Source organism: Chthoniobacterales bacterium (assembly GCA_036569045.1).
Lineage (GTDB): Bacteria > Verrucomicrobiota > Verrucomicrobiia > Chthoniobacterales > JAATET01 > JAATET01.
Genome location: DATCRI010000047.1, coordinates 20,753 through 45,822, shown reverse-complemented (window position 1 = coordinate 45,822; position 25,070 = coordinate 20,753). Strand labels below are relative to the sequence as shown.

The 25,070-nt window shown below is 63.0% G+C and carries 17 protein-coding genes and 1 tRNA gene; 8 read left to right on the top strand and 10 right to left on the bottom strand.

What is annotated here, in order from left to right; all coding sequences use genetic code 11:
* Nucleotides 1-251: 251 nt before the first annotated feature.
* From VIM61_09110 to VIM61_09100, 3 genes are all read right to left on the bottom strand, one after another.
* Nucleotides 252-3,512, bottom strand: coding sequence for an HNH endonuclease domain-containing protein (locus VIM61_09110; protein ID HEY8900558.1), 3,261 nt, complete (start codon nt 3,510-3,512; stop codon nt 252-254).
* A gap of 675 nt (nt 3,513-4,187) precedes the next feature.
* The gene (locus VIM61_09105) at nt 4,188-4,547 is read right to left on the bottom strand and encodes a hypothetical protein (GenBank protein HEY8900557.1); all 360 of its coding nucleotides are present in this window, start codon (nt 4,545-4,547) and stop codon (nt 4,188-4,190) included.
* A gap of 270 nt (nt 4,548-4,817) precedes the next feature.
* Nucleotides 4,818-6,425, bottom strand: coding sequence for an N-acetylmuramoyl-L-alanine amidase (locus VIM61_09100; GenBank protein HEY8900556.1), 1,608 nt, complete (start codon nt 6,423-6,425; stop codon nt 4,818-4,820).
* On the opposite strand from VIM61_09100, the gene VIM61_09095 reads away from it, so the two are divergent.
* Nucleotides 6,424-9,003 carry a valine--tRNA ligase gene (locus VIM61_09095; protein HEY8900555.1) on the top strand — a complete coding sequence of 860 codons (2,580 nt, stop codon included), beginning with the start codon at nt 6,424-6,426 and terminating at the stop codon, nt 9,001-9,003. The two genes, VIM61_09100 and VIM61_09095, sit on opposite strands and share 2 nt — an antisense overlap.
* A gap of 19 nt (nt 9,004-9,022) precedes the next feature.
* Entirely contained in the window at nt 9,023-10,081 is a 1,059-nt protein-coding gene (locus VIM61_09090) for a sugar phosphate nucleotidyltransferase (protein ID HEY8900554.1), read from the top strand.
* A gap of 2 nt (nt 10,082-10,083) precedes the next feature.
* Here the strand turns inward: VIM61_09090 and VIM61_09085 are convergent, their stop codons facing one another.
* Nucleotides 10,084-10,551, bottom strand: a complete 468-nt coding sequence (locus VIM61_09085; GenBank protein ID HEY8900553.1) for a hypothetical protein — start codon at nt 10,549-10,551, stop codon at nt 10,084-10,086.
* 118 nt (nt 10,552-10,669) lie between these two features.
* Here VIM61_09085 and VIM61_09080 point away from each other — a divergent pair.
* The 5 genes from VIM61_09080 (at nt 10,670) to VIM61_09060 (ending at nt 14,338) form a co-directional block, all read left to right on the top strand.
* A tRNA-Gln gene (locus VIM61_09080) sits at nt 10,670-10,743 on the top strand.
* A 55-nt stretch (nt 10,744-10,798) separates the two neighbouring features.
* Nucleotides 10,799-11,719, top strand: a complete 921-nt coding sequence (locus VIM61_09075; protein ID HEY8900552.1) for a hypothetical protein — start codon at nt 10,799-10,801, stop codon at nt 11,717-11,719.
* A gap of 32 nt (nt 11,720-11,751) precedes the next feature.
* The gene (locus tag VIM61_09070; protein ID HEY8900551.1) at nt 11,752-12,588 is read left to right on the top strand and encodes a hypothetical protein; all 837 of its coding nucleotides are present in this window, start codon (nt 11,752-11,754) and stop codon (nt 12,586-12,588) included.
* Entirely contained in the window at nt 12,585-13,511 is a 927-nt protein-coding gene (locus VIM61_09065) for a histone deacetylase (protein HEY8900550.1), read from the top strand. Before VIM61_09070 ends, VIM61_09065 begins: the two co-directional genes overlap by 4 nt.
* Nucleotides 13,508-14,338, top strand: a complete 831-nt coding sequence (locus VIM61_09060) for a hypothetical protein (GenBank protein ID HEY8900549.1) — start codon at nt 13,508-13,510, stop codon at nt 14,336-14,338. Before VIM61_09065 ends, VIM61_09060 begins: the two co-directional genes overlap by 4 nt.
* Before the next feature lie 201 nt (nt 14,339-14,539).
* Here the strand turns inward: VIM61_09060 and VIM61_09055 are convergent, their stop codons facing one another.
* Together VIM61_09055 and gnd are read right to left on the bottom strand one after the other, a co-directional pair.
* On the bottom strand, nt 14,540-16,174 hold the full coding sequence (locus tag VIM61_09055) for a right-handed parallel beta-helix repeat-containing protein (protein ID HEY8900548.1): 1,635 nt from the start codon (nt 16,172-16,174) through the stop codon (nt 14,540-14,542).
* Nucleotides 16,175-16,322: 148 nt separating this feature from the next.
* The gene (gene gnd / locus VIM61_09050; GenBank protein HEY8900547.1) at nt 16,323-17,777 is read right to left on the bottom strand and encodes a decarboxylating NADP(+)-dependent phosphogluconate dehydrogenase; all 1,455 of its coding nucleotides are present in this window, start codon (nt 17,775-17,777) and stop codon (nt 16,323-16,325) included.
* 205 nt (nt 17,778-17,982) lie between these two features.
* Between gnd and pgsA the strand changes: the two genes are divergently transcribed.
* Nucleotides 17,983-18,552, top strand: a complete 570-nt coding sequence (gene pgsA, locus VIM61_09045; protein HEY8900546.1) for a CDP-diacylglycerol--glycerol-3-phosphate 3-phosphatidyltransferase — start codon at nt 17,983-17,985, stop codon at nt 18,550-18,552.
* A gap of 3 nt (nt 18,553-18,555) precedes the next feature.
* On the opposite strand, the gene VIM61_09040 is transcribed toward pgsA, so the two are convergent.
* From VIM61_09040 to VIM61_09025, 4 genes are all read right to left on the bottom strand, one after another.
* Nucleotides 18,556-19,179, bottom strand: a complete 624-nt coding sequence (locus VIM61_09040; protein HEY8900545.1) for a polysaccharide biosynthesis/export family protein — start codon at nt 19,177-19,179, stop codon at nt 18,556-18,558.
* 13 nt (nt 19,180-19,192) lie between these two features.
* On the bottom strand, nt 19,193-21,352 hold the full coding sequence (locus tag VIM61_09035; GenBank protein ID HEY8900544.1) for a polysaccharide biosynthesis tyrosine autokinase: 2,160 nt from the start codon (nt 21,350-21,352) through the stop codon (nt 19,193-19,195).
* Nucleotides 21,353-21,436: 84 nt separating this feature from the next.
* A complete protein-coding gene (locus VIM61_09030) occupies nt 21,437-22,864 on the bottom strand; it encodes an outer membrane beta-barrel protein (protein ID HEY8900543.1) in 1,428 nt (475 codons plus the stop codon).
* The gene (locus VIM61_09025; protein HEY8900542.1) at nt 22,861-24,810 is read right to left on the bottom strand and encodes an O-antigen ligase family protein; all 1,950 of its coding nucleotides are present in this window, start codon (nt 24,808-24,810) and stop codon (nt 22,861-22,863) included. The genes VIM61_09030 and VIM61_09025 overlap by 4 nt, the downstream gene beginning before the upstream one ends.
* Between the last annotated feature and the right edge of the window lie 260 nt (nt 24,811-25,070).

Genomic DNA, 25,070 nt, shown 5'->3' with positions numbered 1-25,070 from the left:
AGGCTTAGCTCTTCCCGCCGCTTTTGTTCCCACTCTCGGGCAACCGCTTCGTGAGTTTCTCGCCCAAGGCCGTGCTGCGCGCCGCCTCGCGCACAGAGTCCTCGATTGATCGCGGTGAGAGATGCCCAGTCCCAGTTTTCGAGAAAGTGGGCTCGGCTTTGTAACGGTGCTGGTTCGCCGCCGCTTCCTCCAGGATGTCCTGAGCGGTCAGCTCCTTCAGCAAATCCAACCGGAGTTTCATCGGCCATAAGTTACACCGCCTCAGATTTCGGAGCAATTCCGCAGAGCGATACAGGTTGAAGTTTCATCCCGTCTCGAAGCAGCGAGGCGAGGAGCACGTTGATGCGACTATTTTCCGTCTTGTTCATGGGACGCACGACATCCGGTCGCGCCATATCGACCGCGATTCCCGAGGTGTTGTTCTTGACGGAAAATATCTTCCAAGCTCCAGCGTAACGACCGGACGGCACCTCGATGAGCATTCCGTTGCGCAGCACTCTCACCGGCTTGCCGCCGTTCTTTTCTCGAAGCTCCCGCAGACGATTCCAGACCTTGTGAAAAGGAATGATTGTTGGCTCGGGGTCCAGTGCGAGGCCGTAGTTATCGCCGATCACGAGTGCGCCTTTGAGCTTTTGCAGCTTCCCGGGACGCAGGCCAACGAGCTTTTCAGGCTTCTCACGGCGCTCTTTGAACGGACGCCTGCCGTCGGGCTGACGAATGCGCTGGCGAAGGAGAAGTTTTCCATCTTCATCCGGCATCGAGTTGACAACTCGCCACGCATTGAGTTCCGCGCGCAGGCCGGACATGTCGGAGGGCAGATGCTGCACGACCCGCCGCTCGGCAATGCGCTGTCGAATCTGTTCCTTGAACGCCTTCGGAAGATCGATGAGGCGTAGCGTGCCATCCTTCTCGAATTCCACGCAGTTCTTGAATAACTCCCGAGCCTTCGTCTGCTGCTCGGCATTCAATCTCCTCCGCACCAGCAATTCCCACGCGCTGCCGTCGCGTCCTTTTCCGGGCAGCACGAGCGAGGTGAAGGCGAGCGTGCAGGCATCGAGCGCGTGATGAAGATGCGTGATATCGCGAATCTCCGTCTTCGTGCGCGGTTCGTTGGTCGCGGGGTCCATCACCAGAGGATTCGCCGCGCCGAGACAGCCGAGCAAATCCCATGACCGCCGCACCGCACCCGTCACGCTTCCCGGCAGCGAAGTGATCACCGGTTTCATCTCCCGCCCCTCGTATTCCCGCTCCAGAATCTGCGCGCCCAGGCGCACGAGCTGCGAGGTTTGCGTGAGGTCGCGTGGCACGAACTCCTTTTCGACGTAGTCGCGCAGCTCGAGCAGACGCCGACGATTCCGCTTCCGGCGTTTGTCATCCTCATGGCCTTTGAAGGTTTCCAGCTTCCTGATCGCCTCCGAGTAGAGACCCGGCGTGCGCAGCGTCAGTTGCGGCCGGCCCTCGACCGCTTTTCCGCCGTCTTCCTCGATGAACTTCACGGCCGTGCGCTTGCCTTTCATGCGGTTCACCTCGCTGAAGGTAATGACGAGTGCGTCGAGTCCGTCGCTCGGCCGCACGCTGCGGGGAATGATGTGGTCCTTGTCCACGCGACGATGCACGAGGTCGAGCACGTCGTAGGTTTGTCCGGTGTAGGGGCACGTCCAGCCCAGATCCTCGGCCACGCGCGCCTTGCGAATGAGCCCGGGGGTGATCGCGATCCCCTTCCCGACCAGCTCCCGCTCCAACTTCGCGGCAACGCTCTTGAAATTGCTGAGGCGCAAGCCGATGTCCTGCGCGATCTCCTTCGCCTTTTTTCCAGAGAGTTCTCGCAGATCCCGATTCACCTCGATCGTCACCCGGGTGACGTCTTCACCCTTCGCATACGTCGCGAGCAGATCGCGATGGAGCCGCTCCAGAATGCGCAGACGGTGGCGCACGAGATGGTTGTTCGTCTGCTCGTCGATGGCCCGCTGGAGCTGAGCCTTGCGAATGGCTTCGCTGCGGAAAAGCGGGCCGCCTTCCTCGGCAGGATGCCCCTCGCCCGCAAAAACAAAATCGGCCACGGCACGCATCACCTCGCGGCTGTGCGGCGCGCGGCCGCCGGGAAACTCCACCCGCAGCTCCGTGGAAAGCAGTCCCTCGCGCGTCGGCGGCGCGGTCTTGCGCCCGCGTTTCGTATTGGCCGCATCGAGCTGACGCTCCACCTCCGCGTCGAAGGCCCCTCCGTCCTCTCCCGCCCAGACGCGGATCGCACCCAGCGTGAGCCGTTTTCCTCGCCGCATTTGGCCGGCCGCCCGCTTGAGCAGGCGCTCTGGCTGCGTGTCGAGCAGCGACGCCACCTCCTTGCGCCGCATCGCGCGCCGGACGGGATCGAGCACGAGCGCCTTGTCGGCGTCCTCGTGAAGAAGCATCTGGTCGAGATTATCGGGCGCTCCGCCGGTGAGCGCCCGCACGGCGTCCTTGAATTCCCCGCGAGTCATTCCCCCGCGGTCGCGCATCGTCTCGTCGAGAGCCCGGCGCTGCTCGGCGGTGAGTCGCCGCATGCCGCCGGGCGTGGTGAGGAGCACGTTTGCCACCTGCATGGCCCACCGATAGCGAAAAAACTCGGGGCAATTCGCGGCCGGCACCTTCGCCTGCTTGTCCGCCGCCGCCTTTGCCGCGGCGATGTCGCCCGTATCGTCGAGCACGGATCGATAGATGGCCTCGTAGGCAATGGGGCAGCGGGCAATGATTCGATTCTCGAACCGCGGAACGAGTTGCCCGAAAAGCAGGCCGCCTCGATACCGCAGTGGCAAGCGGATCGCCGGACAGGCCAACGCCGTCCAGTCCGTCATCACGGCCGAGACAAGCGACTCGTCGACTCCAGGCAGCACGCCGATGTGTGACCGAAGCACGCGGGCGACCTCCCCCTCCACGATCTCACGCGGAAAGGCTGCATTGAGCGCCTTCGGCCGCTTGTCGCCGGGCAGCGCGCACGACGCCCTCGTTCCCAGCGGATCGAGCCCGCACACCGCACACCAGGTCTCGGCCATGGAGCGTGTGCCGTATTGGTCTAGTAGCGTGCGCGCATTCTGCACCTTCTCGGCATCCTCCCTTTCCGCCGCCGCGTCGATTTCCTGCCGGCTCCAGGCCTTGTTGCCATCGTAGCCGCGGTTATGCGCATACCAGCGCAGCACATCCCAGAGTTCCCGCCACGAAAGCGAAGGCCCGCCCCGCAGCACGCGTGCAGCGAGCAGCCACGGACTCGACGAAGTGACCGCATTCAGCTCCGTTTCGGAAAGAACTCCGAGATGCGACAGAAGGCTTTTCAATCGAGCAATGCGCAACCGCGTGGCCCGGACGTGCCGACGCTGGCGACGAAAGCCTCGCCGTTCGGAGGCAAGACAATCGTCCGCTTGGAAAATCACCGCGCCGCAACCAAGAAGGTTCGCATCGTGGGCATCGAGGCTACGGAGCACAGCCCAGCCGATGCTGCTATGGCCAATGTCGAAGGCAAAGTGGAGGGAGTTGTTCATAGCTCGAAAATCACGAGGAGCAGTGACACTGCTCCTCGTGACACGGATCTCAATAGGCAAAGCGCATTTAGAATGCTTTCGCGCTCAGAGCGCTGCCTTGGCCCCGGGAACCCTTTGGACAGGTTTTGATCGGCCAAGGCAGCGTCGCTTAAGCGAGGGCTATATGGCATTTAGTTAATTTTTTGTAAAGTATTTTTATTTTCCCTTGCTCCAGTTCAGTCCGATGTGCGTAGCTTCCTTCGGATTCAAGACAAAGTTAGATAGCGCAAGCCGCTTCCCTATCCGCCAGGCGGATACATCGTGCTCAAAAGCGTTTTCTTTCAAAACGAGCGGGGCTTCACAGCTCCGCTCGTTTGTTTTTCGGGCTTTGGGGAATTTCGTAACTTGCTGATGTTCTGGCTGATTTGCCAGACGACCAGGGTCGTTTGCGAAACGACGCGCGTCGTTGCTTCGACGATCAGGGGCGCAGGGCAAACGACGGATGTCGCGAGGCCGGCGACCTCTCCCGGCGAGGCGGCGACTTGGGTCGTGAGTCGGGCGGAACGGGGCGTCGAGGAGACGACTTTGGTCGTTTGCGGGACGGGACATGTCGGAGGGCAAACGGAACAGGTCGCGGGCGGAACGACGGAAGTCGCCGGGGTGGCGCCGCGCGTCGTCCCGCCGCGCGGATGAGGCTTATTTGACCGCCGGGACGGGCTTGGCTTCCTGCGAGAAGCCGCTGCGGATCTGGCGCAGGTCGCGCACGAGCGGAGCGTCCTTGCCGAGGACGCCTTCGACGAGGTTTACCGTGGCGCTGGCGAGGGCGTAGTTGTTTTCGAGGTCGGTGCGGCGGGTAGCCACGGCGGAGGCAAGAGCGACGTCGAGCTGGGCGACGAGGCCTTCGTCGTTCGTCACGGAGGTGACGCCGTTTTTGAGGTTGGTAATGCGGGTCGCGGGATCGAAGCCGGCGGCCGTGAGCGCGGCGGCGTTCGAGCCGAGGCTGGCGATGATCTTGTCGATGAAGGATTTCTTATCGGCGTCGGTGAGGTCGGACATGCGAGTGGAGCTTTCTTCGTGGTTGGAATGATTTGCCACGCCGACTTCACGAGACAACTGGCCGCACGCGACCCCGGAGCCTTATGAGAAAGATGGGGAGGTGTCGATGCCATATTTCGCCTGTCTTTCTGGCCCCCATCCATCGGTCTCCCTATTTCCATCGGGCGAAGTGAGGAGACAGAGAAGACCGGTGCGGAGGGCGAAGCCACGGGGGGGAGAGGAGAGATTGCCGTGACTGGTCGCCGAGACGGGTGCTCGCCGCGAGCCAGCCTAGGGTTCCGTGGATTCATCCGCGGCCGGTTTGGCTTTGGGGTCGTCCTTCGTGTCTTTCGCGGCGGAGGGCTTTTCGGCGTCCGGTCGCGGGGCGGGTGGCGAGATGTCGGCGGGAGCGGCGGGATTGACCGTGGTGAACGGGACTGGCGTGGGCGGGACGCTCCAGTGGTCGAAGGGGGCCGGAAGGCGGCCGAAGGCGGGATTGCCGGGGTTGAAGGCGGGCTTTGCGTCGTTGGCGGGGCTGCCGCTGGGACGGTAGGGCGGGCGCGTCGAGGCCGGCATGGCGGTGGGGCCGGGCGTTGCCGCGGCTTTCCCGGTCTGGGCCTTGTCGGCTTCGTCGAGGGTCTGCTCGAGGGTGAGTGGCTCGGGCGGGGCTGGCGTGGGAGTGGGCTGGGCGGGGGCGTTCGGGTCGGGACCGACGGTGATGACGGCGCTGGGCTGGGGAGCGGCGCCGGTGATGGTGCGGGTGTAGGCCTTGGCGGCCTCGACGATGGCCTGGGCAATGCGCTGGCGGTAGGCGGGCAGCGCGATGTAGCGGGAGTCGAGGGGGTTGTCGACGAAGCCGCCTTCGATGAGGACGCCGGGAATGGTGATGTTCTTGATGACGACGAAGCGGGCACGCTTGATGCCGCGGTCGGGCAGCGGGAGGTAGCGGACCATGTTCGAATGGATGGCGGCGGCGAGGGCGATGTTTTCCCCGTCGCGGGCGTTGCCGGGGTTTTGCCGGAAGTCGCTGTAGCGCAGGCTGGCCTCGTCCATCGAGGGGACGCCGCGGGGGGCGAGCGCGTAGGTCTCGATGCCGGTGCCGCCGGAGTTGCTCTTGTTGAAGTGGACGCTGACGAAGAGGGCGCCCTTTTGTTTGTTGGCGAAGGCGGCGCGTTCCTCGAGCGGGATGAAGACGTCGCGGGCGCGGGTCATTTTCACCTGAAAGCCGGCCTGGAGCAGCAGGGCGCGGGCGCGGAGGACGACATCGAGGGTGTAATCCTTCTCGCGGCCGTAGCGGCCGACGGCGCCGCTGTCGTGGCCGCCGTGGCCGGCGTCGAGCACGATGGTGCGGATGGGATCCACGCCCTTGATCTTGCCGGGGCGCATGAGCGGCTCGATGATCTTGGTGACGTCCATCGCGGAGAGGTAGACGGTGTCGCCGCGGGTGCGCAGCGGGAAGCAGGTGACGTATTTGACGCCGTTGATGCGGACTTCGCTGGTGCCGGCCGTGCCCTCGATGACGCGGTTGACGGAGGTGATGCGGAATTTCTTGGCGTCGGCCGTGAGCCGGACCATGCGGTAGAAGCGGGCGACGTCGGCGACGGGGACGTAGTTCCGCTGGTCCATCTTCACGATGTGCCAGGTATTCGCGGGCGCAGTGGTCGCCGGCGCGGCCGCGGCAAAGCGGACGAGCAGGATGGACAGCAGAATGGCGGGGAGCCCTGGACAACGACGGCACATGCGGGGTGACAAGGTGGGAACGAGGGCGGCGCGGCGCAAGGGGTTTCTGGGGTTTGCGCGGAGGACTCGGCGGAAGGAGGACGGGGCGTGGGCGGCAGGAACGGCCAGACAGATCACTTGCACGGCCCCGGCTTCCTGCCGCACAGTGCTCGGTTCCATGGTCGAGATTTCCAAGAGTTACGAGCCGACGGCGGTTGAAGAGAAGTGGTATCCCCGCTGGCTCGAATCGGGCGTCTTCCACGCCGATCCGCATTCGCCGAAGCCCGCGTTTTCCATCGTCATTCCGCCGCCGAACGTCACCGGCGTCCTCACGCTCGGCCACGTTCTCAACAACACGATCCAGGACATCCTCGCCCGTCGCGCGCGCATGCAGGGCCACGAGGTGCTGTGGCTGCCGGGCACGGACCACGCCGGCATCGCGACGCAGACCGTCGTCGAGCGCACGCTGCGCAAGACCGAGCAGAAGACGAGGCACGACCTCGGCCGCGAGGAGTTCCTCGCCCGGGTGTGGGAGTGGAAGGACAAGCACGGCGGCATCATCATCAACCAGCTCAAGAAGCTCGGCTGCTCGTGCGACTGGGAGCGGGAGCGCTTCACGATGGACGCCGCCTACGCCGCGAAGGTGCAGGAGGTCTTCGTCGATCTTTATAAGAAGGGCCAGATCTACCGCGGGAAGCGGATGGTGAACTGGTGCCCGGCCTCGCTCACGGCGCTCAGCGACGAGGAGGTCATCCCGAAATCGCAGAAGGGCACGCTCGTGCATTTCCAAGTCGAGGTCATCGAGCAGCCCGGCACGTTCCTGGAAATCGCGACCACGCGGCCGGAGACCATCCCCGGCGACACGGGCGTGGCGGTGAACCCGAAGGACCCGCGTTACGCGCACCTCATCGGCAAGACCGTGCGGCGTCCCCTGCCCCTCGAGAACGAGGCGGCCATCCCGATCGTCGCGGACGAGGCCGTGGACTTCGAGTTCGGCACCGGTGTGCTGAAGGTGACGCCCGCCCACGACAAGGTGGATAACGAGATTGGCGCCCGCCACGGCCTGGAGGTGATCGACGTGATGAATCCCGACGGCACGATGAACGATCTCGCCGGCGCGGATCTGTCCGGCCTGGATCGCTTCGCCGCCCGCAAACGCGCCGTGGAGTTGCTCGCCGAACTGGAGCTTCTCGTGAAGGAGGAGCCCTACCAGAACAACGTGGGCTACAGCGAGCGCGCTGACGTGCCGATCGAGCCGCGACTGAGCGAGCAGTGGTTCCTCAAATACCCAAGGACCGTCGAGGCCCGCGCCGCCGTGCGCGACGGGCTCATCCGTTTCTTCCCCGACCGCTGGGAGAAGGTCTACGACTACTGGCTCGAAAACATCCAGGACTGGTGCATCTCGCGCCAGCTCTGGTGGGGCCACCGAGTGCCCGTCTGGACGCGCGGCGACGAGGTGTGCTGCCAGGTCGAGTCGCCCGGCGACGGCTGGGAACAGGATCCCGACGTGCTCGACACATGGTTCTCCTCGTGGCTGTGGGCGCACGACACGATGGACGACGCGACGCGCGCGAAGTTCTACCCGACCAGCGTGCTCGTCACCGGGCCGGACATCATTTTCTTCTGGGTCGCCCGCATGATCATGGCCGGCCTCGAATACACCGGCGAGATTCCCTTCCGAGACGTGTTCTTCACGGGCATCATCCGCGACAAGGCGGGCCGCAAGATGTCCAAATCGCTCGGCAACTCGCCCGACCCGCTCGACCTCATCGCGAAATTCGGCGCGGATGGGCTCCGCTTCGGCCTCATGCGCATCGCGCCGCAGGGGCAGGACATCAAGTTCGACGAGCAGGTCGTCGTGGAGGGCCGCAACTTCTGCAACAAGCTGTGGAACGCCTGCCGCTTCCGCACGATGCAGGGCGCGATCGATCCCGAGGCCGACCCCGCCGCGCACGCGCTCTCGATCTTCGCCGAGGACCTCCTCCACAAGCTCGACGCCACGATTGCCCGCGTCGAGGAAGGCTATCGCGCGTATCGGTTCAACGAGGTCGCGCAGGCGCTCTACGACTTCGTCTGGGGCGAATTCTGCGACAAGTTCATCGAGGTCGCGAAGGCCGATTTCTATGGCGAGGACACCGCCCGCAAGGCCGGCACGCTCGCCGCGATCGACTACACGCTCGGCCGCGTGCTGCGCCTGCTGCATCCCTACTGCCCGTTCCTCACCGAGGAGCTCTGGCACAGCCTCGGCTTCGGCACGGAGACGATCCAGTTCGCCCCCTGGCCCGCCGCCACCGGCGTGCATGGCAACGCGAATGCCGACGCCCTCCACGCGGCTGTGGCCCAGGCTCGCAATCTCCGCTCGACCTACAACCTGCCGCCGAACCGGAGATTTGCGTGGGCTCTGCGCCCCGCCGCGCCCTGGGTCGCCGGCGAGCACGCCGTGCTGAAGATCCTCCTCAATGCCGAGCCGCTCGACCTCGTGGAGACGGCGCCCGCCGGCGCGGCGATTTGCGTGACCCCCATCGGCGATATCTTCCTGCCGCTCGAGGGCGTGATCGACGCCGATTCCGAGCGCAAGCGCCTGCAGACGGAGCTCGGCAGGATCGAGGGCGAGATCGCAAAGGTGAAGGCCAAGCTCTCGAGCGAAACCTTCGTCCAGAACGCGCCGGCCGCCGTCGTCGAGGAGCACCGCGAACGACAAAAAAACTGGGAAGATCGCCTCGACGCGATTACCAAGGCTCGCGCCGCTCTCGGCTGATAATCCTTCACACGAACAAATGGACAATCTCTTCATCTTCATCATGGCCGGCGGCACCGGCGAACGCTTCTGGCCGATGAGCCGCAAACGCACGCCGAAGCACCTGCTCCGGCTCGTGAGCAAGCGCACGCTTCTTGAAGAGGCCGTCCTGCGCGCCATCGGCGTCGCGTCCGCCGAGCGCGTCTTCGTCCTCACGAACAAGGACCAGATCGAAGCCTGCCGGGAAGCCGTCCCGTCCCTGCCCGCCTCGCAATTCCTCGCCGAACCCGCCAAGCGCGACACGGCGCCCGCCGCCGCCTGCGCCACCGGCTTCGCCCGCGCCCGCAACCCCGACGCGATCTGCGCGCTGCTGCCGGCGGACTCCGTGATTCACGACACGCTCACTTACCAGCGCCAGCTCCGTGACGCCGCGCAGACCGTCGACGATGATTCCGCGCTGCTCACGTTTTCGATTCCGCCCACCTTCGCCGCCACCGGCTACGGCTATCTCAAGCTCGGCGAGGAACTGTCACCCGCCCCCGAAGGCAGCCAGATCAAGGCGGTCGAGCGCTTCGTGGAGAAACCCGACGTCGACACCGCCGAGGAATACGTCGCCAGCGGCAACTACGGCTGGAATGCCGGCATGTTCCTCTGGCGGGCAGCCAGCTTCGTGGCCGAATGCGAGCGCCTGCAACCGGATCTCGCGAAGTTCATTCTCGATTTCCCGGCCGGCGACCCGACCGCGTATCTCGCCGAGACATTCGAGAAACTCCCGAAGATTTCCGTCGACTACGCGATCATGGAGCAGGCCGAGAGCGTGCTCGCCATCCAGGCGGAGTTCGACTGGGACGATGTCGGCACCTGGACCGCGCTGCCCACCCATCTCGGCAAGGACAAGGCGAACAATACGATCAACGGCCCCAGCGCCGTGCTCGACGCCCACAACAACATCATCATTTCGAACTCCCGCACCGTCGCGCTCTGCGGCGTGAGCGATCTCGTGGTCGTGGAGACCGACGATGCCGTGCTCGTCTGCCACCGCAACGACGTGCAGCGCATCAAGAACCTCCAGCCGCTGCTGCCCGAGGAGCTGCGCTGACGCTAGCGCGGCGGGCTTTCGCCGTTCTCCTCGGCCAGTTCCTTCGCGATCTTCTTGAGGATCACGCCGTAGCGCGATCCCTGCACGTCGAACATCTCGGTATCCGAATCCGCGCCAAACGTGTGGCGCACGCCGACGGAACGCGCGCGCAGCGCGTAAGTCCCCGGTCCCTTCGGAATGACGAACACCGTGACCTTCGTCGTGACGTCGTTTTCCTGCCAGTTGCCGTAGAGCAGATTGTTGATCGTGCCGCCCGCGCGCTCGAACTCGATGCGCCCACTGCCCGCCCCCTTGAAATCAAACCCATGCCGCAGGAAGACATCCTCGGCCTTCGTCTCGATCTGGGCCTCGCTCACGCCCGTCACCATCACCTGCGCCTGCCCATTCGGCATTCCTCCGCCCATGCTCGAGCAACCACCCCCCATCAACAGACCCGCCAACGCACCAAAGATCGCACAACGTCGAAGCATCCGACTTCCGTAGCACAGGCGGAAAACAAAGCGACCTGCATTTTTGCGAGAAAAGGAGTTGAGTTTCGACGGCGGGCCGGGGATAGTCACCGTCCGCTTTGCGCGACGCAAAGTTCATTGCCTCGTGGTGTAATGGTAGCACTGCAGATTCTGGATCTGTTTGTCATAGTTCGAATCTATGCGAGGCAGCCACTCTCCTAGACGCCGTCCCCGGATCGGGCGGATCGTTCTCGCGCTGCTGCTCCTTGTGGTAGCCATCATCGCCTTCTGGCCGGCCCGGTCCGTCTCTCCTCCCGCCGGAAAACCATTTCCCGACTACGCCGCCGCCCGGGCCCGCGTCGCCGAGCGCCTGGCGAATCCACCTCCCGAGGTCCGCGAGGAATGCCGGAGCCTTGTGCTCGATCACGGGCAGCGCACCCGCGACGCCTACGTGCTCCTGCACGGCCTCACGAACTGTCCCGCGCAATTCCGCAAACTCGCCGACCAGCTTTACGCCCGCGGCGCGAATGTCCTCATGCTGCGGCTTCCGCATCATGGCCTCCGCGATCGCCTCACGACGGACTCCGCCCTGCTGACGGCTCAGGATCTTGTCGACTCCGCCGGCGAGGCCGTCGACCTTGCCCAGGGCTACGGCGAGCGCGTCATCGTCATCGGTCTGTCGGTGAGCGGAGTGAGCGCCGCCTGGATCGCGCAGACGCGTTCCGACGTGTCCCTCGTGGTCGCCATCGCTCCATTTTTCGCGCCGATCGGATTGCCCGATTGGGGAATCTCGCCGCTTGCGAATTTCCTGCGCCGAGTGCCGAATGGCTTCATCTGGTGGGATCCGCGGGTGAAGGCCGATCTGCCCGGCAGCCCCTACAGCTATCCGCGCTTTGCCACGCACTCCATCGGCGAGGTGATGGCGCTCGGCCTCGACGTCTTTGCGCTCGCCCGGAAGTCTCCGCCGGCCGCGCCGCACATTCTCCTCGTCACCAGCCCGGCGGACACGGCCATCAGCCTGCCCCGCGTCCGCGAACTGGGCGCCTTGTGGAAGAACCGCGCAGAGTCGCGCGAATTCCCGGCGGACTGGCAGGTGCCGCACGATTCCGTCGATCCCGCCCAGCCGGGCGCCCGCATCGATCTTGTCTATCCGCAGCTTCTCGAGTGGATCGACGAGGAATTGAAATGACCCCGCCTCCCCGCCGGGCCTAAAATCGCGGCATGCTCCAGCCGTGGATGAATCCCGCCGATCTTGCCCCGGGAGACGCGAAGTGCGCGACGCGCGACTGGACCGGGTTTGAACTTCACCGCATTCGCTCGGTCGCCGATCCGCATTTCCGCACGGCCTACGACGCCCTCTGGCAGGAATTCGGCGCCGCCGGCGAAATGGAACAGGTCGACGTGCTGGAGCGCCGGCTCAAATGGGATCCGCACCAGCCCGTGAACGGCTGCGCCCTGCTTTACGAGCTCCTGCTGGTCACGCACGGTGGGCAATTCGTCGCCGTGCGCGATCACACGGCCATTGTGCGCCCCGGCTTTCCCCTTGCCGTCGTCCATCTCTCGCACAACCTCGTCGCGTCCGAATGGCGCCGTTGCGGCATCGCCGGCTGGCTGCGCGCCCTGCCCGCCGGCACCGCTCGCGCCTGCGCCGAAGCCGCCGGAATCCCGAGTAACGGCCCGATCGTCCTCGTCGCCGAGATGGAGTTCGCCGATCCGACCAACGAACCGCGCACCATTCGCCTCACCGCTTACGAACGCGCCGGCTACAGGAAGATCGCGCCCGATGCACTCCCCTATCTCCAACCCGACTTTCGCTCGCCCGCGGAGATCGATGCTTCCGGCGGTCCCCGTCCGGTGCCGCTTTCGCTGCTCGTGCGGTTCGTTGGCAACGAGGCCCGGGAATCCATCGCGACCGACGAAGTGCGCGGGATCGTCGAGAGTCTCTACCGAATGTATGCGGTCGAATTTCGCGCGGCGGACATGGCCCCCCTGTTCGCCAATCTCGATCGCCTCGGCAAAGGCGCCGCCCCGATTCCCCTCATTCTCCCCACGACGTGAGCATCCCGATTTATTTTCATCCCGGCTACGAGGCGCCGATTGGCGAGCACATCATGCCGATTCGCAAGTTCCGCCTCGTCGCGGAGGCCCTGCGCAACGAGCCGGGCCTCGACCTGCACGAGCCGGCGCCCGTCACGATCGACGATCTCCGACACGTCCATTCCGTCGAATACATCGAGGCCGTGCGGACCGGCGAGCCGCGCACCCTTGCCGAGTCTCAGAAATTCCCGTGGTCGCCGGAGCTTTTTCGATCGGTGCTCCTGACCAGCGGCGGAGTTTACGCCGCAGCCTTTGCCGCGCTCGAGACGCGGGTTTCCGCCGCCCTCGCCAGTGGATTCCACCACTCGTGCGCCGATCACGGCGAAGGCTTTTGCACGTTCAATGGCCTCGTCGTTGCGTTGGAAAAACTGCGGGCCCGCGGTCGCATCCGGCGGGCGGCCGTGCTCGACATGGACCTCCATTACGGCAACGGCACGGCCTCGCTCGCCGAGAGCCGCGACTGGATGTTCGCCCTCTCGATCTACGGGAACGATTACTGGCAGAACGTGCCCTATGCCGATGTGGCAACCGTGCGCCATCCGGAGGGCGACAACCACGCGTCGGCAGTTCTTCCGAACGGCTGTCGCGGCGATGAAATGCTCGCCATCCTCGAGGCGCAGCTCCCGCGTCTGCTCGAAGGTGGTCGGCCGGACATCCTGCTTTATCAGGCCGGGGCCGATCCCCTGCGCGACGATCCCTATTCCCCGCTCGACCTCGGTGCCGAGGACCTCATGGCCCGCGACCGCCGCGTCTTCGAGTTCGCCCGGGACGCCGGCCTCCCCGTCGCCTGGGTCCTCGCCGGCGGATACACGCCCGACACATCGAAAGTCGCCGCCGTCCACGTGAATACCGCCCGCGCCTGCGCCGAGGTCTTCGCGGCATGAACGTCCGCCTCCCCGGCATCGCCGCACTTTTCCTCGGCACGATTTCGGCCGCCTTCGCGCAATCCGAAATGTCGAACACCGCCCTCGCCCGGGCCACAAGCGATCCGACCTCGGACCTCTGGGCGCTCTTCACCGATGCGGAGTTCTCGACCACGCCCGCCCCCCCCTTCGCGCAGGCCAATCGCTTCACCCTCGAGTTTCAGCCCACCCTTCCCGTCACGCTGACCCGCAGCTGGCGCGTGTTGAATTTTCCCGAGCTCGTCCTGAACTCGGAAGGCACCCCCAGCGGCGCGCAGATCACGGGGATCACGAGTTTTTCCTATCTTGCCGCGCTCAGCCCCGTCCATCGCGAGTTCGGCTTCACCTGGGCACTCGGACCCTACGCCTCCCTGCCCGCCGCGACCGACACCCGTCTCGCCCCGAGCCAGTGGCAGTTCGGCGGCGGCGGCGTCCTCGGCTGGCGCGCGCCGACCTTTCTCACCGCCGCCATCATAAAATCCGGCTGGACGACCTCCGGCCCGGGCGACCCCGCCGGCTCGCTCCAGATCCAATACACCGCGCAGTATTTCTTCGGCGACGGCGCCCAGGTCGGCATCGGCCGCCCCGTTGTCGAATACAATTGGAAACGCAACGGCTCCGGCGGATGGACGATTCCCGTCGGCCTCGATGTCGCCAGGATCGTTCACCTCGGGTCGCTGCCGGTGAAGGTAATGCTCGAATACGACTTCACTGCCCTCAACGACAACCGCTGGGAGCCCGCCCACACCTTCCGCATCACTTTCGTCCCCGTTCTCTCGAGTCCGTTCCACGAGCCAGTGCTGGAATAGGGCTTCGCCCGAAACGGTTCGAGGCCGCGAGAAACGAATCCCCCGCGGCCCCGAATATTTTTACCGTGCGCGTCACAACGCCCAGCGGACAGAGTCAGGCGCTGGCCGTTGGCTACAAAAGGGCACACCTCACAGGTCGGGCAAGCCCACGTAACACCGTCATCGCTTTCGGCTGATTTCCGTGGGGAGGAACCTGACTCTCTAAGGCCAGACAAGCTCATAAGTTGCTTTCAGCACGGGGTCGAAGTGAGGATTTCGGATCACGGAATCCTTCTCGAATCCCAATTCTTTCGTAGTTGCCTCCAGATCGAAGGAACGAAGTCCTGTTGTGGGTTGAGAAATATATTTGGAGAAGTCCCACCATGGCCGCGCCGAATATGTGCCCCATGCGAGATTTCCCCAGAAGAGATTCCGGGAAGAGTCGAGGTTCCGATTGGTTCTCAATGCGACCAGATCGTCAGGAGCAAAAACCCCGATGCCATTATCCACGAAAAAATTGTCATGAATTTGCACGTCCTGAGTAGATACGTCGCGGACGATATTTCGAAGCTCCAGCCCCCTTTTGTTCGAGAACAGGAGATTGTGCTCCACTTTCACGTCTCGAGATTCCGCGACAAAAATTCCGGCTCCGTCATTCGCATAACAATAGTTGTCCCGCACCACGGCGCCCCCGGTTGCCAGTTCGAAAAAAATTCCCGCGTAGGTGTTGTGATGAACGCGACTGCGCTCCACCGAAATATTTTCGCAGTCTATATCGAACCAGATTCCCGGGCCGAGGTTTTCCCCGGCTACATGATCGATTACGCGGATTCCCTTCGCCCAGCAGAGCTTCATTCCACCGCCCTGAAACTCCCATCGAAATTTTTTCCAATTGTTTCGAGATGTCTGGTTTCGTTCGAAGAGGACGTTTGAAACGTTCGCCCCGGAAAGCCCCTGCGCGCCGTTGTCGCAAAAATCGTTCCCGATTATCCGATGACCGGTTCCGTGCAAATGCAGCCCGCTCCAGCTGTTCCAATCGATGCGATTCCCGGTGATCGTCCAGTCGTTCGCGTTGTCTGGTAGCGTAATTGCGCCGGAATCCCACCAGTTCGAAGCTCGGGTGAAGTGAAACCCTTCAACGATGATATGAGAAACCTGGCCACTCAAAAGAACTTCGCGAACCGAAACTTCGATCACGTGATTCTCGGGAAGATCGTCCTCCGCCAGCGCGAGATAGAGCCCTTTTGCCGCGCCATCGACCTCGACCCAAAATTGCGATGGTTTAAGCGCCCCGCGTTGTCGCACTTCTGACGCCAGCCGGGAGTCAATCCACAGCATGTCTGCGCGAGCGTATCTTTCGATCTGCTCGACCCCCGCTGGTCCCAGACTTGCCCAACCGTCCCGAGTGGCGTCGTTCTCCGCCGTCCCTCCCGGACTCAGTCGGAACCGAGCCTGGTAACCGTCCCAGCGCCAGACGCGCACTCCGGATCGTCTTTCCTCTTCCGAGGTGACTTCTCGAAATTTCTGCGGAGCAATGATGTCCGCTCCGTCAACGATCACTGCTCCCTGTGCATGAAACCGGATCGGCTGACCGGCATTCCCCCCATGCTTAAGTCGAATACTTTCTCGATATACGCCGGATTTGACGATGACGGTATCGCCCGGCTTGGCACGATCGGCCCCTGCCTGAATGGTGCGAAAGATCTCTCCTCGTGTTCCCTTGGATTCGGTGTCTTGGAAGCTTTGGTCAACCCAAAGGGTGGCTCCAAACGATTTGGAAATCCCGAGGACGCAGATAATTGCTAGAGAGAGCGCGACCTCGACGAGGGAAAATCTTGATCGCTGAAGAATTGCCACGCGCGAAAAGTCGCGTGATTTTCCGCTTTCGCCAAGCGCGGTATTCGGAGCGCACTGCAAAAGAAAAGACCGCGAGGAAAAGTTCCTCGCGGTCCGGAAACACTTGCTCGATTCGTGCGCATTCTCCTCGCAGCGAGAGAGCAAGAAATCAGGCGTTGTAGCTGTTCGACGTTGTCGAGCCGCCCTGGCCCGTCCAGTTCGTGTGGAAGAACTCGCCGGCCGGCTTGTCCACACGCTCGTAGGTATGCGCGCCGAAAAAGTCGCGCTGGGCCTGGAGCAGGTTCGAGGGCAGGCGCTCGGTGCGGTAGCTGTCGTAGTAGCCAAGGCTCGCGGTGAACGCGGGGGCCGCCACGCCAGCCTCGACGGCGGCGCAGATGGCCTTGCGCCAGCCGGCCTGCGACTTGGCGAAGACGTCGGTGAAGAACGGCGCCAGCATGAGATTCTCGAGGCCGGGGTTCGTCTCGTAGGCTTCCTTGATGCGGTTGAGGAAGGCCGCCCGGATGATGCAGCCGCCGCGCCAGATCGTGGCGATGTCGCCGAAGTTCAGATTCCAGTCGTAGAACTTGCTGGCGGTGCCGAGGAGGTCGAGACCCTGCGCGTAGCTCACGATCTTGCTCGCATAGAGTGCGTCGCGGACGGCGTCGATGATCGCCTGGCGGTCGCCGGTGTAAGGCGTGCCGGTCCAGCTGGGGAGGATCTTGCTCGCAGCGACGCGCTTCGCCTTCATCGACGAGAGGATGCGGGCCTCCACGGCGGCGTTCACGGTCGAGAGGACGACACCGTGCTCGACGGCATTGCCGACGGTCCACTTGCCAGTGCCCTTCTGGCCGGCCTTGTCGAGGATGAGGTCGACGATCGGCGTGCCAGTCTCCTCGTCCTTCTTCGCGAAGATCTGCTCGGTGATCTCGATGAGGTAGCTGTTGAGTTCACCCTTGTTCCACTCGGCGAAGATCTCGTGGAACTCGTCGGCGGTCGGGTTGATCGTCGCCTTGAGGATCGCGTAGGCCTCGCAGATGAGCTGCATGTCGCCGTATTCGATGCCGTTGTGGACCATCTTCACGTAGTGGCCGGCGCCGTCGGGACCCATGTGGCGGCAGCAGGGCTCGCCGTCCACGTGGGCGGAGATTTTCTGGAAGATCGGGCCGAGGGCGTCCCACGACTCCTTCGAGCCGCCGGGCATGATCGACGGGCCCTTGAGCGCGCCTTCCTCACCGCCGGAGACGCCGGTGCCGACGTAATGAAGGCCCTTTTCCTTGAGGGCCTTCTCGCGGCGCTGGGTATCGGTCCAGAGCGAGTTGCCGCCGTCGATGATGATGTCTCCTTCCTCGAGGAGCGGGATGAGCTGGTCGATGACGGCGTCAACCGGGCCGCCGGCCTTCACCATGATCATCGCGCGGCGGGGGCGCTTGAGCGAGGCGACGAATTCTTCGAGCGTCTTCGTCGGCAGGATGTTTTTACCCTTCGCGCGGCCTTCGGCAAACTTCTCGGTAACCGCGGTGGTGCGGTTGTAAACACTGACGGAGAAGCCCTTGCTCTCCATGTTGAGGACGAGATTCTCGCCCATGACGGCGAGGCCAATTAGACCGATATCGGAGTTGCTCATGATTGTAGAAGCTGAGAAACCGCGATCGTATCTTCTCCGTCCCGCGACCGGCAATCGGCATTTCGCGAAAACCGCGAGGAACGATGGTATCTTCAGGTCGAGTTCATGAAGCCGCTTCATTTCGCGGCGAATCCTCGCGGTCTTTTCTTCGCGGGAACCTTGCGCTGCCCCGACGCGTGAGGTTGTCTAGATACTCCACCGCACCATGAATCTGCCGAACCAACTCACCGTCGGTCGCCTTGTGTTGAGCGTCTTTTTCGTGGCGTGCCTGTCGGTGAAATTTCCCTTCAGTCACACGGCGGCCTTGGTCCTCTTTCTCATCGCGACCATTACCGATTACCTCGATGGCGTGATCGCGCGCCGTCACGGACTGATTACCGATTTCGGAAAGTTGATGGATCCCCTCGCTGACAAGATTCTCACGGCGGCGGCGTTCATCTGCCTCCTCCCCTTCGGAGCCATGCCCGGATGGGTAGTCATCATTATCATCGCGCGCGAGTTCCTTATCACCGGTCTGCGCCTGCTTGCCGGAGCAAAGGGCGTGGTGCTCCCGGCCGAAAAACTCGGCAAGCACAAGACCGCGTGGCAGATGGCCACGATCATTTTCTTCCTGCTGCTGCTGGCGTTGAGTGACTGGAGCTCCAGTCGTCTCGCCTGGGTGCCCGTCGCGTGGAGCTCGGTCGGCCCGGTAATGGTGACGATCACCACTGTGCTGACCGTCTATTCCGGGATGGGCTATTTCTGGAAAAACCGGGCGCTCATCGAGAACGCGTAGGCCTCAGAAGAAGCTGCGCATCACTTCGATCGTGTCGCCGGGCTGAAGCGGAATGTCGTTACCCGGGTCGCGGCGAATCTTGCGCATGTCGACCTGCACGACTTCCATGCCGCGATAAAGCCGCACGCGGCTCTGCGAGGCATATTCGGTAAAGCCGCCCGCGGCCGTGATGGCGGCGAGCACGGTGAGGTCGGGCGTGTATTGCACGCGTTGCGGCAGACGCACCTCGCCCCCGACATTCACAAAGCGAGCCATCAGCGGCACGCTCACCGTCACAGTCGGATTCGTATAGACGCCCTTGCCTTTGAAAGCGTTTTCGATCGCGGATTGGAGCTCCTGCTGCGTGAGTCCGGCGCCTTCGATTCGGCCGACCTGCGGCACGTTCACGTAGCCTTCGGTATCGACCGTGTAGGATCCGGAGACTTGCTCGATCTCCTCCCGGGGGACGCCGCCGAGACGGATGTCGATCGAATCACCGGCGCGCAACCGAATGGCGTCGTTGAGCTGATTGTCGGAATCTTCGGCCATCGCAGCGAGGGTCGGAACATCCGGGTTGCTCTTGGTGGCGCAGCCGGCGAGGAGGAGCAGGGCCGCGCAAAACGAGGCCGAAACAAAACGGAAATGCATAAGTGAAGAAGCCTCAGTATTCGTCACGGGAACTGGGGCGGGCGGACTTGCTCGCGACAGCCAGCGGCGGCGTGACATTCTTGGCGGCCTTGGCAGTCTGCCTGGCCTCCTTTTCGGCATCCTCGTGGTAGCCGTAGTAATTGGTCTGATACTGGTAGTATTGGTCGAGTCGGACATCGACCTGATTGAGCACCGCGCCGAGCAGGTTGCCCCCGGCGTTGATCACCCCGTTCTTTACGCGAAGCAGCATGGACCGCGGGAAGCGACGATGCTGGATCACGATAATTGTGAGTTCCACCGCACGAACGATGACCGACGAATCGCTCACGCCCAGAATCGGCGGCGCATCGATCAGGATCATGTCGAACTTCGTCTTGAGTTCGCTGATGAGCGCGACCATGCGGCGAGAATTCAGCATCGCGATCGCCCCGGCCGGCAGCTTGCCGCTGGGCACCATGCTCAGCCCCTCGACCTTTGTCGAAAGGATGAGCTCGTCGATCGGCACGCCTTTCGAGAGATAGTCGGTCAGCCCCTTCGCGTTGTTGACGCCAAAGATCTTGTGCTGAGTCGGGCGGCGCAGATCCGCGTCGACGACGATCGTCTTCAATCCCGACTGCGCGAACGTGTAGGCAAGGTTCACGAGCGTGGTCGACTTGCCTTCGCCCGGGCCGCCGCTGACCATCGTCATCACCTTCGCGTCCGCGTGCTTCCGGTTGAACTCCACGTTCGTGCGCAGGATTCGATAGGGTTCGGCATCGGGCGCCCCGGGCGGAAGATCCATTAGCACGCCCACGCCACGCGGCACGACCGCGAGGACCGGGAGGCCGAAATATGTCTCGATGTCCTCCATTGTCTTCACGCTGGTGTCGAGATACTCGATGAAGAACGCGACGCCGAAGCCGAGCATCAGGCCGAAGACAATTCCTAGCGCGACGTTCAGGGCGACTCGGGGCCGTGCCGGAAACTCCGCCTGCTCCGCGCGTTCCCAGATGATGGCCGGATTCAGCGGCATGCTGCGCTGCATCATCTCGGTCCAGAACCGTGTTTCCGCAGCCTCGAGAACCTTCTTCGACTGGATGTAATTGTTCTTCGCCTCGTAATAGGAACTCGCCTTCGTTTTGGACTCCTGTTGTTCCTCGCGGCTCTCGGCGAGCTTTTCCTCGAGATTCTTCAACGAGTCCTTTTCCGTGTTCAGGCGAGCCAGCAGCGCAGTGCGCAGGCCTTCGATTCTTCCGGAAAGCTGTTTCCAGTAGGTATCCTTCTTGGCGGTCTGCGCCTTCACCATGGGATGTTCGGCGCCGTAACCGCCCTTGATCAGACGCGCTTCTTCGGAAGAGGCCTCCTGATAGAGGGGCAGGATTGTCTTGATCGTGTCGTCCTCCACTTCCAGCGTGGCGATGCTGGCCATGATCTGGTCGTCCGACATCTTGGAAATCTGGTCGTATTTGGCCGCCCATGCTGCTGTTTTCAGGCGCTGCGTGCTCACCTCTTCTTCCACGCTCATGAGCACGCGCTCGTTGGCCTGCATGGGATCCTCGACGCTCTCGGGGTTGAGGTCGTTGATCTGAGACTTCACGCGCAAATCAGCCGCGATCCCGCGGAGCTTCTCCGTCTTGTCGCGCTGTTTCTCGACCTCGGCTTCGAGAGTGGAGAGAGATTTGCTGACCCAGGATTGCTGCTCCCGAATGCGCGCCTGCTGATAGGATTCGGCGAGGCTGTTGGCGATGTCGGCGGCCTCCTCCTTGCTGGGGCTCAGGATGGAAATGGAAATGAGATCGGTATTGCGCTCCTCCTTGAGAGACATCATCCGCTTGAGCTTCCTGTAGACGAGTTCCTTGGATTTGATCTCGTATCGCTCCTCCCATTTCTTGGCCAGATCGAGCTTTTCGATGACGGGATTGAGGACCTCCTTGCTCTGGAGAATCTCGAACTGCGTGCTCGTGAAGCGGGGGTCCGTTCCCCCGCGCATGCCACCTTGCTGGAAGATCTCGAAGTTGCTGTTTTCCTGAACCTGGATCAGCGCCGTTGACTCGTATTGCTTCGGCAAAAGCAAGGTGATGACCACGGTCGTCGTGACGACCAGAAGAAAGATCACCAGCATGATCGGCCAGCGCACTCGCACGACGCGCAGGTAGTCGAGAAGGTGCAGCTTGTTTGCGGGAGGTTCGTTCATTGCAGAAAAAACGGGAGTGTCAGCGTTACGTGCGGCGATGTCGATTGTCAATCGGACCAAGGGGAGAGCGGGATAACCTAGATTCTAAAAAATGATTTCCAAGCCGAGAGTCGTGACGCCCCGGGTATATTCATCGGCTTCGAAATCCGACTGCACCGCAGAACGCGTGTAATTGGCGTTCACGGAGATCGCTGGGTTGATGCGGAATGCCAGTCCGACGGAGGCCGTGGTAAATTGCTGGGCGAAATCGCTCTGGTCGCCGGGCTGATCGTAATTGTCATGCTGATAGGACAGCGACAGGCTGCCAGTGAGCCGGCCGGTGAATGCGTAGGCGATCCCAAGGCTGCCGCGCAATGTCTCGCGCACCGAGATGCCCGCCACCCCGGAAGGCTCAGTGCCGTAGCGCAGGGTGCCCACCAGGGACGAGTTCGGCGCGAAGGTGTATGCGAGATCCGTTTCCAGGAAGGGCCCGAGATACTCCGAGGAGCCACCCTGGGTCTCATTCTGAAGCTGTCGCGCCTCCACGCCGCCCTGAAGCGTCCATTTCAATTTTGGGGTGATCGACGTGATGAAGCCGACAGTCAGGATGTGACCGGTCGAATCCTGATCGGCTTCGTAATACGAAAGCGGGCTATAGCGATATTCCGTCGTGAGGGTCACCCGCGGAGAGACGAGGTAATCGAGCCCGATCCGGTAGGTTTGTTGATAAAATCCGGAGCCTTGGTTGATGACTTCATCGGTATATTGGATGCCGCTGAAGCTGAATCCCAGCCGGGCCGACAACCGGGGGCGGATGTTGTAACTGATGTCGATACCGATGTTCGCTGCCCAGTAGTCACCCTGAAACCGGGAGACACCGCCAATGAGGGTCGGATTCGGCTGGGAAAGATAGGAAATCGAGAAATTGCCCGAGAGGAGAAGCCGTCTGGTCGCGTAATACGAAATCTGCCCGCCAAAAGTGCCGTTGTAATCGGTGCTGTCGCCGGGCCGGTTATCGTAATAGGTGGTCCCCAGCGCGAGCGAGCTGGCGATCTTCAGGCGCTCCGAGCCCAGGTTGTAGGAGATCGTCCCGTTCAGGCCAGCCGTGCCGCTGGCAATGGGGTCGTTTTTGGTCGTCAGGACGTTGTCGTCGTAACCGACATTCGTGGCGATGGTGAGTCGCAGCCTGTCAGGGTGATTGGGATCCCCAGGACCACTCAGTTCGAACGCCTGCGTCACGAAATCCCAGAGTGATACGAGGGGGGACTCTCGCTCCGTGACTGGCGGAGGACTCAGCAGGTCCATTGGCTTCTCCGTCGCGGAACTGCCGGTCGCAGACGAAGGCGTCGGGACGGGCTCCGCATCCGTTTCGTCAGCGGCATCCGCGAACGGCTCTGCGGGAACACTCTCGAGCATGAGGGTAGAAGACGTCTCCGCGGCCGGAGCGGAAATTGGCGCCAGGAATAATCCCCAGCCCAAAATGCCGAAGGCGAAGGCAAGACCAAGCACCCGTTGAGAAGCGTGGATGATCATTGGGAATCTCCTGCATCGGGAGGCGGGAAAAGTTCTTCCGCCACGTCCTTCTCCCGGGTCGCGCAATACCCTTCCCACATCAGGGGCGCTCCAAGGGTGAAGATGCGGAGGGCGCGCGGAAGTTGATCTTTCTCGTAAAAGTAGTCCCCCAGGGCGCCGTAGGTGAAATCCGCGCGCGGATCGAGCTCGATGGCGGCAAGATACTGGCGCACGGCCTCTGCCTCCGCGCCGGTCTCGGCCAGCGCCTTGCCCCGTTCGACATAAAAGGCGCGCTCCGCGGGCTGCTGCTTCTGGGCTGCGGCGAAGGCATCGGCGGAAGACTGGTAAAGCTTCCGGCGCTCTTCCGGCGTCAACTCCTTGATCGCCGGCACGTTCTCCTCCTCTTCTGCTTCCTCCTCGTCGTCAGCGGCGTCGCCCTTCTGCGCTTCGAGGGCTTCCTCCTTTGCGGCCTGTGCCATCACCGCTTCCTCGGAAAGCGCGTTCGTCCCCTCGAAGCTTTGGGCAGATTCGAAAGCGTAGAGCGCGCGGCCTTTCGTCGCCAGTAGCGCCGCATCGTCCGGCTGCCACCGCAGGCCACGCTCCGTGTGGGCCAGGGCGGTCTTCACGTTGCCGACCGCAAACGCATTTGCCGCGGCGAGGCTCTGGTAATCCGCGGGGCCGTGTTGCCACGTCATTAGTGCCAGTGCACCGACCAGCGTCGCCGTCCCCACTCCTCCCAGAACTCGCAGAATCACGACCGGCAGCCGCGCCGCGCCCTTGCGCTCCCCGGGAAGCGTGCTGGCCAGAAGTCCCAGCGTGGCGCCGGCCAGCATCGCATTTGCGGGAATGTGGAGATTGAAATCAGTCAGGCTGTGCACGCAGAACGCCACAGTGGCCGACAGCGCCCCGAGGAGGATCGCCCCGGAATTGCTGAACGGCCGATCTCCGCCGAGCGCCCGCAACCGCACGGTTTGCAGAAACCGAACCAGGCCGCCGCCGAGAAGAATCGCGACCGCGAGCAAGGCGAGCCCGAACCCGACGACGCCATATTCCGTGAGCGTTTGCAACCAGTCGTCATGGGCGAAAAGCGCATCGCCCGAGAGGTTGTCCTGATCCACCCGATACAACCGCGCCGCGTAGCGGAAGGCTTCCGGTCCGGCTCCCAGCAACGGAAAGGTCTGAAACAGGCGAAAGGCTTCCCTCAGGTAGTATTCGCGCACATCGACGCTCTGGAGGGAATCAACGCGGGCCTGGGCCACCCAATTCCCGGAATACACCGTGAAAATCGCGCCAGCGCATACGGCAAGCAGGGCGCCCACTCCAAGGACGATCGGCAGCCCCCCGCGGCGAATTGTCAAGCACACCGCCGCGCCGCTCGCGAGCCCGAAGGTGATCAAGCCCGCCATCAGCGCGGCCATTCCGCCGCGGCTGCCCGAGAGCACGCCCGCCACAAGAAACATCAGTGCCAGATACCCCAGAAGAATGCGCATCACCACGCCGGTGCGGGCCCAGCACGCGAGCGCCACGCAAAACAACGCAGCCCAGGTTTCGAACCACGCGAAATGGTTGGGATTGATGAACAGCCCGTGGGATCGGGTGAGGAATCGCCCGGCATATTCGGCTTTCAGGTTCAGAGAAAACCAGCCAAGCGGAGCCGAGAATCCACCGAGCGAGAATTGCACGAATCCAAGAATGGCCTGCCCGGTCGCCGCGACGAGCAGGATTCCCAGAAAGGCAAATCGCGACCGCGCATCCCCCAGCCCACTGCTGGCGACGAAAAAGGCCAGCGCCCCAAGGAGGGTCTGCTGCAGCTCGACCCGACTCAGGTAAAGATCCAGGCCGTGCACGCACCTCCAGATCACGTAGCCAGCAAAGACAGCGACCCCGATCACCGCCCCCGGAGCCGCCGGGGCTCGATTTCTTACCACCGCGAAAAGGGTCATCACTCCCGCGAGAATCAAAAGCACGCTCGAAGGCAGGAGAAACGCGGGCCATTGCAGGCCACCGTGCAATACCTGTGCGGCAACAATTGCCAGACCAAGAAAGAGAGCGCAGAGAAACCTCATGGACGGGAGGAGCGCGATACTCTCGTAAGCCCCATGCAGTCATGCACGAAAATTTTTACCAGACATCATTCGGAATTATCCCCTACTTGTTACCACTGACCGCGAAAAGTCGAGGCGATGTGCATTCATCGGGAAGTCCCCGACGAAGCGAGCCTCTTGCC